10 protein-coding genes are annotated in these 12,146 nt (G+C 67.2%); all 10 read left to right on the forward strand.

Annotated elements, in window-relative coordinates; all coding sequences use genetic code 11:
- The 10 genes from mraY (at window position 1) to ftsZ (ending at window position 11,852) form a co-directional block, all read left to right on the forward strand.
- Entirely contained in the window at window positions 1-1,071 is a 1,071-nt protein-coding gene (mraY, locus tag ACWPWT_RS10150) for a phospho-N-acetylmuramoyl-pentapeptide-transferase (RefSeq protein ID WP_261269067.1), read from the forward strand.
- Window positions 1,068-2,354 (forward strand): UDP-N-acetylmuramoyl-L-alanine--D-glutamate ligase, encoded by a 1,287-nt coding sequence (gene murD / locus ACWPWT_RS10155; RefSeq protein WP_454279537.1) that lies wholly within the window; start codon window positions 1,068-1,070, stop codon window positions 2,352-2,354. The genes mraY and murD overlap by 4 nt, the downstream gene beginning before the upstream one ends.
- Window positions 2,351-3,583, forward strand: a complete 1,233-nt coding sequence (locus ACWPWT_RS10160) for an FtsW/RodA/SpoVE family cell cycle protein (protein WP_261269065.1) — start codon at window positions 2,351-2,353, stop codon at window positions 3,581-3,583. The genes murD and ACWPWT_RS10160 overlap by 4 nt, the downstream gene beginning before the upstream one ends.
- Complete coding sequence (gene murG / locus ACWPWT_RS10165; protein WP_261269064.1) at window positions 3,580-4,731, forward strand: undecaprenyldiphospho-muramoylpentapeptide beta-N-acetylglucosaminyltransferase; 1,152 nt, start codon at window positions 3,580-3,582, stop codon at window positions 4,729-4,731. Before ACWPWT_RS10160 ends, murG begins: the two co-directional genes overlap by 4 nt.
- Window positions 4,728-6,143, forward strand: coding sequence for a UDP-N-acetylmuramate--L-alanine ligase (murC, locus tag ACWPWT_RS10170; RefSeq protein ID WP_454279538.1), 1,416 nt, complete (start codon window positions 4,728-4,730; stop codon window positions 6,141-6,143). The genes murG and murC overlap by 4 nt, the downstream gene beginning before the upstream one ends.
- Window positions 6,140-7,027 (forward strand): UDP-N-acetylmuramate dehydrogenase, encoded by an 888-nt coding sequence (gene murB, locus ACWPWT_RS10175; protein ID WP_454279539.1) that lies wholly within the window; start codon window positions 6,140-6,142, stop codon window positions 7,025-7,027. Before murC ends, murB begins: the two co-directional genes overlap by 4 nt.
- Entirely contained in the window at window positions 6,994-7,968 is a 975-nt protein-coding gene (locus ACWPWT_RS10180; protein WP_454279540.1) for a D-alanine--D-alanine ligase, read from the forward strand. Before murB ends, ACWPWT_RS10180 begins: the two co-directional genes overlap by 34 nt.
- The gene (locus ACWPWT_RS10185) at window positions 7,965-8,921 is read left to right on the forward strand and encodes a cell division protein FtsQ/DivIB (RefSeq protein ID WP_454279541.1); all 957 of its coding nucleotides are present in this window, start codon (window positions 7,965-7,967) and stop codon (window positions 8,919-8,921) included. The genes ACWPWT_RS10180 and ACWPWT_RS10185 overlap by 4 nt, the downstream gene beginning before the upstream one ends.
- 7 nt (window positions 8,922-8,928) lie before the next feature.
- Window positions 8,929-10,188, forward strand: a complete 1,260-nt coding sequence (gene ftsA, locus ACWPWT_RS10190) for a cell division protein FtsA (RefSeq protein WP_454279542.1) — start codon at window positions 8,929-8,931, stop codon at window positions 10,186-10,188.
- 119 nt (window positions 10,189-10,307) lie between these two features.
- Window positions 10,308-11,852: a cell division protein FtsZ gene (gene ftsZ / locus ACWPWT_RS10195; RefSeq protein WP_454279543.1), complete on the forward strand. Its 1,545-nt coding sequence runs from the start codon at window positions 10,308-10,310 to the stop codon at window positions 11,850-11,852.
- Window positions 11,853-12,146 lie beyond the last annotated feature (294 nt).

Consider the following 12,146-nt stretch of genomic DNA (forward strand, 5'->3'; position numbering starts at 1 on the left):
ATGCTGTACTGGATCGCGGAGCATCTCGGGTTTCCGGGGCTTCTCAACCTCATCCGTTACCAGTCGTTCCGGACCGGCGCGACGGTCGCGACCGCGCTGTTCATCGGCCTGATCATCGGGCCGCGCTTCATCGGCTGGCTGCGCGTCCGCCAGGGCAAGGGGCAGCCGATCCGCGCGGACGGGCCCCAGACGCACCTCGCCAAGCGTGGCACGCCCACCATGGGCGGGCTGATGATCCTGACCAGCATGACGCTGTCCATCCTGATCTGGATGAACGTCTTCAATCCCTTCGTCTGGGCGTGCCTGTTCGTGACGCTGGGGTTCGGGGCGATCGGGTTCCTCGACGATTACGACAAGGTGCGCAAAGCCTCGACGGCGGGCGTGTCCGGGCGGACGCGGCTGCTGCTGGAATTCGCCATCGCCGGGATCGCCGCTTGGATCATCATGGGGCAGAACGGGCCGCACCTCTATCTGCCCTTCACCTCGCGCATGTATATCGACCTCGGCTATGTCTATCCGCTGTTCGCCGCCTTCACGATCGTGGCGTTCGGCAATGCGGTGAACCTGACCGACGGGCTGGACGGGCTTGCGACCATGCCGGTCATCATCGCCAGCGTCGCCTTCATGGTCATCGTCTATCTGGCGGGTAACGTGAAGTTCGCCGATTATCTGGGCATCCCGCATGTGCCGGGCGCGGGCGAGCTGGCGATCTTTTGCGGTGCGGTGGTCGGCGCAGGCCTCGCCTTCCTGTGGTTCAATGCGCCCCCGGCGGCGGTGTTCATGGGCGACACGGGCAGCCTGGCGCTGGGCGGCGCGCTCGGCACCATCGCGGTGGTCGCGCATCACGAGATCGTGCTGGGCATCATCGGCGGCCTGTTCGTGGTCGAGGCGATGTCGGTCATCATCCAGGTCTTCTTCTATAAGCGGACCGGCAAGCGCGTGTTCCGCATGGCACCGATCCACCATCATTTCGAACAGCTCGGCTGGTCGGAGCCGACCGTGGTGATCCGTTTCTGGATCATCGCATTCGTGCTGGCGCTGGCGGGCCTGTCGACGTTGAAGCTGCGATGATCGTTTCGCGCGACTGGGCGGGCAAGACTTTCGCGGTGCTGGGGCTGGCGCGCTCCGGCGCCGCGACCGTTTCGGCATTGCTGGAGGGCGGGGCGAGCGTCGCGGCCTGGGACAGCGATCCCGCCAAGCGTGAGGCCTTCACCGCCCATGACCGGCTGAGCATTGCTCCGTTGGACGACCTGTCAGGCTTCGATGCGCTGGTCGTATCCCCGGGCGTGCCGCTCAACACCCATCCGCTGGCCGCTGCGGCGCGTGCGGCGGGGGTGCGGATAATCGGCGACATCGAACTCTTCGCCCAGGCTCGGCACGATCTGCCGCCACCCAAGGTCGTCGGCATCACCGGCACCAACGGTAAATCGACCACCACCGCGCTGGTCCATCATATCCTGAAGACGGCGGGCGTACCGACCCTGATGGGCGGCAATATCGGCCTGCCGATCCTGGGGCAGGAACCGTTGCCCGAGGGCGGGGTCTATGTGCTGGAGCTGTCCAGCTACCAGATCGACCTGACCCGGAGCCTGGATTGCGACGTGGCGGTGCTGCTCAACATCACGCCCGATCATCTCGACCGCTATGACGGTTTTGCGGGTTACGCAGCGTCCAAGGCGCGGCTGTTCACGATGCAGTCGGCGGGACATGTCGCGGTGGTAGGCACGGGCGACGAGGCTTCGGCCAGCATCGCGCAAGGGCTTGCCGGACGGACCGACGATCTCGTCACCATAGCGCCGGGCGTCATCGACCAGAGCCGCTGGCCCACGCTGCAAGGCCCGCACAATGCCCAGAATGCGCAGGCCGCTATCGCCGTTGCCCGTGCACTGGGCATCAATGAAGACGCCATCGAAGCGGGCCTCGCCAGCTATGCCAGCCTGCCGCACCGGATGCAGCATGTCGCGATCCGCAACGGCGTGGCGTTCGTCAACGACTCCAAGGCGACCAATCCCGAATCCACCGCGCCCGCGCTGGCGGCCTTTCCGCGCGTCCACTGGATCGTCGGCGGCAAGCGCAAGGGCGACGATCTCGACGCCTGCGCCGCGCATCTGGATCATGTCGTCGCGGCCTATACCATCGGCGAGGCGGCGCCGTTGTTCTTCGACCTGTTGAAGGACAAGGTGCCGGTGGTCGAGCAGTCCGGTACGCTGGAGGCGGCGGTCGCCCATGCGGCGGCGGCGGCGCTGCCGGGCGAGACGGTGCTGTTGTCGCCTGCCTGCGCCAGTTTCGACCAGTTCCGCGATTATGAAGCGCGCGGGGACGCGTTCCGCGCGGCGGTGGAGGCTTTGGCGTGAAGGACCGTGTTGCCAAGACCGCCCCGCGCCCCGGCCTGATCGGATCGATCAAGGGCCGCGGCGGCCGCGGCGACCGGTCGCCGCTGGGCACCTGGTTCTGGGACATCGACCGGGTGCTGCTGCTGCTCACCCTGTTCCTGATCGCGATCGGCCTAATCGCCGTCGCCGCCGCCAGTCCCGCGACCGCGATGCGCTATTCGGGCGAGCACCGCAAATTCGCGCCGCTTTACTATTTCTGGCGACAGGTGATGTGGGTCGGCGTTTCGCTGCCCGTGCTGTTCGGCGTCTCGATGCTGCCCGTCGTCACCGCGCGGCGAATGGCGGTGCTGGGGACGGGCATTCTGATCGCGATCCTGGCGGTCACGCCCTTTATCGGCGTCGAGATCAACGGCGCGCGGCGCTGGATCGGCTTCGGCATCGCGCAGTTCCAGCCTTCCGAATTCCTGAAGCCGATGTTCATCGTCACGACGGCATGGATCCTGTCGCTCAAGGCCAAGGAGCGCGATCTGCCCGCAACCCTTATCACCATGGGGATGACCGGGATGGTCGCCGGGTTGTTGATGCTGCAACCCGATTTCGGCCAGACGATCGTCTTCTGCCTGGTCTGGGTCGCGCTGTTGATGATCGCGGGCACGCCGCTCAAGGTGATGCTGGCGATCGGATCGCTGGCACCGATCGGGCTGGTCACCGCCTATATGTTCTATGGCGTCGCGCGCAGCCGCATCAACGCCTTCCTGTTTCCCGATGTCGATGGCGAGGGGGCGGCCGACCATTTTCAGGTCAATGCCGCGCACAACACGCTGACGGCGGGCGGCTGGACCGGCACGGGGCCGGGCGGGGGCTCGGCCAAGTTCGGCCTGCCGGAGGCGCATACCGACTATATCTTCTCGGTGATCGGCGAGGAGTTCGGCCTGATCGCCTGTTCGATCATCGCGCTCGTCTTCCTGGCGATCGTGGTGCGGGTGTTCGTGAAGCTGCTTGACGAACAGGACGAGTTCAAGCTCTACGCCGCCTCCGGGCTGGCGGTGCAGTTCGGTGCGCAGGCGCTGATTTCGATGGCGGTGAACACGGGGCTGGCCCCGTCCAAGGGGATGACCCTGCCGTTCATCAGCTATGGCGGCTCGTCGATGATCGCGCTGTCGATCGGGATGGGGTTGTTGCTGGCATTCACCCGGCGCAACCCGTTCCTGACGCGCAGCCCCTATGTTGTCAGGTGGAGCGGGCAATGAGCCGTCACTTCGTCCTCGCCGCCGGGGGTACCGGCGGCCATATGGTCCCTGCCGCCGCGCTGGCGGCCGAACTGACCCGGCGCGGCCACCGAGTGGCGCTGGTGTCGGACGCGCGCGGGGTACGCTTCCCGGGGCTGTTCGAGGATATTCAAACGCATGTCCTGCCCGCCGGGCGCTTCGCCGGCGGTCCCGTCGGCTGGGGCAAGGCGCTGCGCGAGATGTGGCGCGGCCGCGCGATGGCGCGTGAGCTTTACAAGACGTTCCGCCCGGCGGCGGTGATCGGCTTTGGCGGCTACCCCGCAATGCCGGCCCTTCTCGCGGCGTTCGCTGAGGGGATTCCGACCGCGATCCATGAGCAGAATGCGGTGCTGGGGCGGGTCAACCGGCTGGTCGCGGGCAAGGTCGATGCGATCGCGCTGTCCTATGAGGATACGCAGCGGCTGAGCGCCAAGCATTCGGACAAGACCCGGCTCGTCGGCAATCCGGTGCGCGATCAAGTGCTCGCACTGCGGTCGCGGCCCTATCCGCTGCTGGAGGAGGACGGCATCTTCCGAGTCCTCGTCACCGGCGGCAGCCAGGGGGCGAGCATCCTGTCCAAGGTGGTGCCCGATGGCCTCGCCATGCTCCCCGTCACTTTCCGGCGGCGGTTGCAGGTGACGCATCAGGCGCGGATCGAGGATATCGACGAAGTCCGCGCGAAATATGCCGAGCATGAGATTCCGGCCGAACTCGCCACCTATCTGCCCGACCTGCCCGAGCAACTGGCCTGGGCACATCTGGTCATCGCGCGGGCAGGGGCCTCGACGCTTGCCGAGCTGACCGTGGCGGGTCGGCCCGCGATCCTGGTGCCCTTGCCGAGCGCGACCGACGATCACCAGACGGTGAATGCACGTGAGATGACCAAGGCGGGCGGTGCGCGCACCATCGCGCAGAAGGATTTCACGCCGGTCGAACTGGCCAAGCAGATGCAGAAGCTGGGCCTCGACCCGGCGGCGCTGGAGAATGCGGCGGGTCGCGCGCGCGGCTGTGGGCGACCGCAAGCGGCGAGCGATCTCGCCGATCTGGTCGAAAGCCTCGACGCACCGCGCATGGTCTTGCCGGTGGGCAAATCGCAAAGGACAGGGAATTTGGCGGGGATGGGCGCATGAAGGGCGTCGCGACGGACATCGGCACGATCCATTTCGTCGGTATCGGCGGCATCGGCATGTCGGGCATTGCCGAAGTGATGAAGAATCTCGGCTACCGCGTGCAGGGCTCCGACGTGGCCGAAGGCTATGTCGTGCAGGGGCTGCGCGACAAGGGGATTCCGGTCGCGATCGGCCACGCAGCCGATAATCTGGGCGATGCGGCGGTGGTCGTCACCTCGACCGCGATCACCCGCTCCAACCCCGAAGTCGAAGCCGCGCTGGAACGCCGCATCCCCGTGGTGCGCCGCGCCGAGATGCTGGCCGAGTTGATGCGGCTGAAGTCCACTGTCGCGGTGGCGGGGACGCATGGCAAGACGACGACGACCTCGATGGTCGCCGCGCTACTGGATGCGGGCGGGGTGGACCCGACCGTCATCAATGGCGGCATCATCAACAGCTATGGCTCGAACGCGCGTCTGGGCGCCTCCGACTGGATGGTCGTCGAGGCCGACGAGAGCGACGGCAGCTTCCTGCGGCTGGACGGCACGATCGCGGTCGTGACCAATATCGACCCCGAGCATCTCGACCATTATGGCTCGTTCGACCGGGTGAAGGACGCGTTTGTCGAGTTCGTCGAGAATGTGCCCTTCTACGGCGCGGCCTTGCTCTGCCTCGATCACCCCGAGGTACAGAATATCCTGCCCCGCGTGCGCGACCGGCGTGTCGTGACCTATGGCTTTTCGGCGCAAGCGGACGTGCGCGGGGTCAACGTCACGCCGATTCCCGGCGGCAACCGCTTCGAGGCGATCATCCGCAACCGCGATGGCTCCAGCCGCTCGATCGAGGGGATCGAACTGCCCATGCCCGGCCGCCACAATGTCCAGAACGCGCTGGCGGCGATCGGCGTCGCGCTGGAACTGGGCATCGAGGACGCGACCATTCAGCAGGGTTTCGGTCAGTTCGGTGGCGTGAAGCGCCGCTTCACCAAAGTCGGCGAGATCGCGGTGGACGGCGGCACGGCGACCGTGATCGACGATTACGGTCATCACCCGGTCGAGATTCGTGCGGTGCTGGCCGCCGCGCGGGAAGGCGCGCGGGGTCGCGTGATCGCGGTGGTGCAGCCGCACCGCTTCACCCGGCTCGGCAATTTGATGGAGGAGTTCCAGACCGCCTTCAACGATGCTGACCGCGTGTTGGTAACCCCGGTCTATGCGGCGGGCGAGCAGCCGATCGAGGGCGTCGATGCGCAGGCGCTGGTCGAGGGGCTGAAGCGGCGCGGGCATCGCTCGACCGCGACCGTTGCTGATGCCGATGCACTGGCCGAGGAACTGGCGGGCTCGATCCGTGCGGACGACATGGTCGTCTGCCTGGGGGCAGGCGACATCACCAAATGGGCGGCGGGCCTCGCGGCAGCGGTCGAGGCGCGTCGATGACCCTGCCCGACACCGCCGGCCGATTGACCCCCAGCGCACCCTTGGCGCCGCTGGTGTGGTTCAAGGCGGGCGGACCGGCCGAATATCTGCTGGAGCCGAAGAGCGTCGAAGACGTGTCGGCCTTCCTGCGCGAGTTGGCATCGGATGTGCCGGTGATGGCGCTGGGCCTCGGCTCCAACCTGATCGTGCGTGACGGCGGCGTGCCGGGCGTGGTGGTGCGGCTGGGCAAGCCCTTCGCCTATGCGCGGGCGGGAGAGGGGCACCTCATCACCTGCGGCGGAGGCACGTCGGGCATCCTCGTCTCGTCCAACGCCCGCGATGCGGGCATTGGCGGGCTGGAATTCCTGCGCTCGATCCCCGGCACGGTCGGCGGCTTCGTGCGGATGAATGGCGGGGCCTATGGCCGCGAGGTGGCCGATGTGCTGGTCTCCGCCACCGTCGTCCGCCGGGACGGCACGGTCGAGACGCTGGGCGCCGCCGACCTGGGCTATACCTATCGCCACTCCAACCTGACCGACGGCACGGTGGTGGTCGAGGCGACGTTCCGGGGGCACGCGGCCGAACCGCAAGCCATTCAGGCCGAGATGGACCGCATCGCCGCCGCGCGCGAAGCGTCGCAGCCGCTGCGGTCGAAGACCGGCGGATCGACCTTCAAGAATCCGGAGGGGCACAAGGCCTGGGCTTTGGTCGATGCGGCGGGGTGTCGCGGGCTAACGCTGGGCCATGCGCAGGTGTCGGAGAAGCACTGCAACTTCCTGCTGAACCTCGGCAATGCCACGGCGGCGGAGATCGAAGCGCTGGGAGAGGACGTCCGAGCCAAGGTCAAGGCGCAGTCGGGCGTGACGCTCGAATGGGAAATTCAAAGAGTGGGAATCGCGAAGTGACCGATCATCTCCATATCGCGGTTCTGATGGGCGGCTGGTCGGCGGAGCGGCCGGTGTCGCTGATGTCGGGCGCGGGCGTCGCCGATGCGCTGGAGCGGAACGGCCACCGCGTCACCCGGATCGACATGGGCCGCGACGTCGCGGCGAAACTGGTCGAGGCCCAGCCTGACATCGTCTTCAACGCGCTCCACGGCTCGCCCGGCGAGGACGGCACGGTGCAGGGAATGCTCGACCTGATGGGCATTCCATACACCCATTCGGGTCTCGCCACCTCGGTCATCGCGATCGACAAGGTGCTGACCAAGCAGGCGCTGGTCCCGCACGGCATTCCCATGCCCGGCGGCCGGATCGTGAAGTCGGAGGATTTGTTCGCGGGTGATCCGCTGCCGCGCCCCTATGTGCTGAAGCCGGTCAATGAAGGCTCGTCGGTCGGCGTCGCGATCGTCACCGACACCAGCAACCATGGCAGCCCGATCGCGCGCGATGCGGCAGGTCCGTGGGGCGAGTTCGAGGAATTGCTGGCCGAGCCCTATATCCGCGGCCGTGAACTGACGACCGCTGTTCTGGGCGGCCGTGCGCTGGGGGTGACCGAACTCAAGCCCAAGAATGGCTGGTATGATTTCGATGCCAAATATACCGATGGCCTGACCGAGCATGTCTGCCCCGCGCAGATTCCGGACGAGATCGCCGAGGCGTGCAAGTCGCTGGCGCTGGAGGCGCACCGTATCCTGGGTTGCCGGGGTGCGTCGCGTTCCGATTTCCGCTGGGACGATGAACGCGGCGTCGACGGGCTGTTCCTGCTGGAGGTGAATACCCAGCCGGGCATGACGCCGCTCAGCCTGGTGCCCGAGCAGGGCCGCCATGTCGGCATGGATTACGACACGCTGGTCCAGGCGATCGTCGATGAGGCGGTGGCCTGGTACAAGGACCAGGCGGGATGAGCCGTACGATCAAGCGCGGGCCATCGCCCCGCCGTCCCGTCCCGCGTCGCCGTCAGCCGGTGCGTCGCGAGACGCTGGCGCAACGGCTGCTCGGTCGCCTGCCGGTCAGCGAGGAGACGATCAAGAAGGCGGTCACCTGGTCGATCCTGGGCGGTGCGGGCGCGGCGGCTCTGGCGGTGGCGACCTATATCGGCGTGCCGGGCATGATCGGCACCGCAATCGCCGAGCAGGCGGGCCATGCCGGGTTCCGCGTCCAGCAGATCGAGGTCACCGGACTGAAGCGCATGGACCGGATGACCGTCTATGCCGTCGCGCTCGATCAGCAGAGCCGGGCGATGCCGCTGGTCAATCTGGAAGATGTCCGCGCCAAGCTGCTTCGCTATGGCTGGATCAAGGACGCGCATGTCTCGCGCCGTTTGCCCGACACGCTGCTTGTCGACATCGAGGAGCGCAGCCCGGCGGCGGTGTGGCAGGATAACGGCCAGCTGACGCTGATCGACGCAGGCGGTGTGCTGCTGGAGCCGGTCCAGCCAGAGGCGATGCCAGACCTGCCGCTGGTCATCGGGCCGGGCGCCAATTTGCAGGAACCGGCCTATCAGGCATTGCTGTCCGCCGCACCTGCTCTGAAGCCGCGCGTGAAGGCCGCGACCTGGATCGGCAACCGCCGTTGGGACCTTACCTTCGACAGCGGCGAGACGCTGGCGCTTCCCGAGGACGGGGCGGGGGCGGCATTGATGCGTTTCGCGGCGATGGACGGATCGCGGCCGCTGCTCGGCCGGGGCTGGCTGCGGTTCGACATGCGCGACCCCACGAAGCTGGTTGCGCGAAAGCCCGGTTTGAATCAAAACCATGCACTGGCCGAACCGGTGCAGGCCGGGGGATCGGCCAAGGGAGGCACCGTGCCGGAGGGCGACGCCGAAGGTGCGTCCGGCACGGGGGAATCACAGGGGTAACGGGACCATGGCGAAAATTGCGCCCGAAGGGCTGATCACCGCCCTGGACATCGGATCGTCCAAGGTATCCGCGCTGATCGCCCGCAAGGGGGATGGCGGCGAACTGATCGTGCTGGGCACCGGTCAGCGCGAAAGCCGGGGCGTCAAGCGTGGCTATATCGCCGATATGGGCGCGACCGAAGCCGCGGTGCGCGAAGCGGTCGAACAGGCCGAACGGATCGCCGGGCTGAATATCGAGAATGTCTGGGTCGGCTTCTCGGCCGGAGGGCTGGTGTCCGACGTGGCCGAGGTCGAGTTCGAGCTGGGCGGCCATCAGGTCGAACAGGGCGATATCGACGCGCTGCTGGCGGCCGGGCGCAACTCGATCGATCCGCAGGGGCGGATGGTCCTGCACGCGCAGCCCGCGCTCTACACGCTCGACGGGCTGACCGGGGTGAAGAAGCCGCTGGGGCTGCATGCCGACCGGCTGGGCGTGCATATCCATGTCGTCGCCGCCGACGGTTCGCCGGTCCGCAACCTCGATTTGTGCGTCCGCTCGGCGCATCTGGAGGTGAAGTCGATCATCGCCGCGCCGGTCGCGACGGGTCTGGCCTGTCTGTCCGATGAAGAGCGCGAACTGGGCGTCGCGCTGGTCGAGATGGGGGCGGGGATCACCAACGTCTCGCTGTTCGCCGGGGGAATGCTGGTCGGGCTTTGCTCGCTGCCCATGGGGGCGGCGGATATTACCGACGATGTCGCCTCCGCCTTCGGCACGCGGCGCCAGATGGCCGAGCGGATGAAGTGCTTCCACGGCTCGGCCAACGCTTCCCCGCGCGACAATCACGACATGATCCAGGTGACGCCGATCTCCGCCGAGGACGGCGGCGATACGATGCAGATCACCAAGGCGCAGCTGATCGGCGTGATCCGCCAGCGGCTGGAGCATCAGATGGGCGAGATTCGCAAGGCGCTCCAGCATCTGAAGTTCGAAGGGCCGGTGGGCCGCCAGGTGGTGCTGACCGGGGGCGGTGCGGAGCTGAAGGGTATTGCCGATTATGCGCAACAAGCGCTGGGCCGTTCGGTTCGGATCGGGCGACCGCGCGGATTGTCCGGCCTGCCCGATGCGCATGGCGGACCGGCTTTCGCGACGCTCGCTGGGCTGGCATTCTACGCCGCGACCGACCCGATCGACCTGCGCAGCATCGCTCCCGCCAACCAGACCGTTCACCGGCCGAGTGGTATGGGGCTGTTTCGGCGGCTGATTCAGGCGGCTAAGGCAAATTATTAAGGAAAAGCCTTCCAAGTTGGACGGTTTTATGTTGGCACCGGGCAGTCCTCTGGTGCACTAACGATCATTCAGGGGCCTGGTCTTAGCGTATCGACCGGGAACGGCGGAGTAATATTGGGATGAGCATCGAATTCATCGCACCCGAGGTCGACGAACTGACGCCGCGCATCGCGGTGATCGGTGTCGGCGGTGCCGGCGGCAACGCGATCGCGAACATGATGCGCGCCGAGGTGCAGGGCGTGGATTTCCTCGTCGCCAACACCGACGCGCAGGCGTTGAAGCAGTCGATCGCGCCGCAGCGTATCCAGCTGGGTGCCAAGATCACCCAGGGCCTGGGCGCGGGCAGCCGCCCCGAAATCGGTCGTGCGGCCGCCGAGGAGACGATCGAGGATCTGTCGAAGCTGCTTGAGGGAAGCCATATGTGCTTCATCGCGGCGGGCATGGGCGGCGGCACCGGCACCGGTGCTGCCCCGGTCATCGCCAAGGCGGCGCGCGACATGGGCATCCTGACCGTGGGCGTGGTGACCAAGCCCTTCGCCTTCGAGGGCAATCGTCGCGCCAAGTCGGCGGACGGCGGCATCGAGGAGCTGCAGAAGTACGTCGATACGCTGATCGTCATCCCCAACCAGAATCTCTTCCTGATCGCCAATGCGAACACGACCTTCAAGGAAGCGTTCTCGATGGCGGACGAGGTGCTGCAGCAGGGCGTGCGCGGCATCACCGACCTGATGGTCATGCCGGGCCTCATCAACCTCGACTTCGCCGACGTCCGCTCGGTGATGCAGGAGATGGGCAAGGCGATGATGGGCACCGGTGAAGCCACCGGCGACAATCGCGCGATCGAGGCGGCGCAGAAGGCGATCGCCAACCCGCTGCTCGACGGCGTGTCGATGCAGGGGGCCAAGGGCGTCATCATCTCGATCACCGGCGGCGACGACATGCGCCTGCTGGAGGTCGACGAGGCGGCGAACCACATTCGCGAGCTGGTCGATCCGGATGCGAACATCATCTGGGGTTCGGCCTTCAATCCCGAACTGGAAGGCCGCATCCGCGTGTCGGTGGTCGCCACCGGCATCGACGCCGATGTGAAGCCGGGTGCGGCGGCGCCGACCGAGGCGCAGCGCAGCAGCTTCAGCATGGGCGGCATGGCGCGCAAGGCCGACGAAACCCCCAGCTATCGTCCGAGCGAGCCGGCGGCCACGACGTCTTCCGCCCCGACGCCGGCACCTGCTCCGGTCGCGCAGCCGGCGGCTGCCGCGCCGACGCCCGCCCCGGCTCCGGTCCAGCCCGTCGCCCCGGCGGCGTCGACGCTCGGCAGTTCGGCTCCCAAGCCTGCGCCCGTCGCTCCGTCCCAGGACGACGAACTGGTTCTGGGGACCGACACGATCGTCCCCAGCGCCGCTGCCCCGGCACAGCCCGTACCGACCCAGGCGGCGGTCGAGCCCGCCCCCGGCAGCGAAGAGGCGCGTCGTCGCTGGCTGGCTCCAGGCAGCGAAGCGGGCGAGGTTCCGGCGCAACCCGCGCCTCGCGTGAAGCTGGGCGGCACCTTGTTCGAGCGTATGTCGAACGCCGCCCGTGGCGCGCAACGCGATGACAATGGCCAGGGTGGATCGGACTCGTCGCTCGACATTCCGCGCTTCCTGCATCGCCAGAACAACCAGTAAGGCGTCGCCCGATCCGTTCGGAAGAGCGGAGCGGGCATAACAGCGAAGGGCCTGCGCCATAGGGTTGCGCGGGCCCTTCGTGCTTTTCGGGGGGATGGTGTTCGGTATCCCTGGACCGCGTCGACATTCCGGCGGAGCGGCCTCGCCTTCCCTCGCTCGCAGGGGAGCGTTGCGGGCATCGGTTCGTCCTGCATCACTCCGGCATAGGCCGAAGGCCCGTCACGCGCCGATTGACGTAAGCTGGCAGCGCTTCTCCAACCGGATGCTGGCCCATGCGGGGATTGCGTGGCGCGT

This window comes from Sphingomonas sp. Marseille-Q8236 (genome assembly GCF_965112005.1).

What these genes read in the sequence shown, in the direction of transcription:
- ACWPWT_RS10185 (WP_454279541.1), top strand. Translation starts at nt 7,965, where the DNA reads ATGAGCCGTACGATCAAGCGCGGGCCATCGCCCCGCCGTCCCGTCCCG.
- ftsZ (WP_454279543.1), top strand. Translation starts at nt 10,308, where the DNA reads ATGAGCATCGAATTCATCGCACCCGAGGTCGACGAACTGACGCCGCGC.
- murD (WP_454279537.1), top strand. Translation starts at nt 1,068, where the DNA reads ATGATCGTTTCGCGCGACTGGGCGGGCAAGACTTTCGCGGTGCTGGGG.
- mraY (WP_261269067.1), top strand. Translation starts at nt 1, where the DNA reads ATGCTGTACTGGATCGCGGAGCATCTCGGGTTTCCGGGGCTTCTCAAC.
- murB (WP_454279539.1), top strand. Translation starts at nt 6,140, where the DNA reads ATGACCCTGCCCGACACCGCCGGCCGATTGACCCCCAGCGCACCCTTG.
- murG (WP_261269064.1), top strand. Translation starts at nt 3,580, where the DNA reads ATGAGCCGTCACTTCGTCCTCGCCGCCGGGGGTACCGGCGGCCATATG.
- murC (WP_454279538.1), top strand. Translation starts at nt 4,728, where the DNA reads ATGAAGGGCGTCGCGACGGACATCGGCACGATCCATTTCGTCGGTATC.
- ACWPWT_RS10180 (WP_454279540.1), top strand. Translation starts at nt 6,994, where the DNA reads ATGGGAAATTCAAAGAGTGGGAATCGCGAAGTGACCGATCATCTCCAT.
- ftsA (WP_454279542.1), top strand. Translation starts at nt 8,929, where the DNA reads ATGGCGAAAATTGCGCCCGAAGGGCTGATCACCGCCCTGGACATCGGA.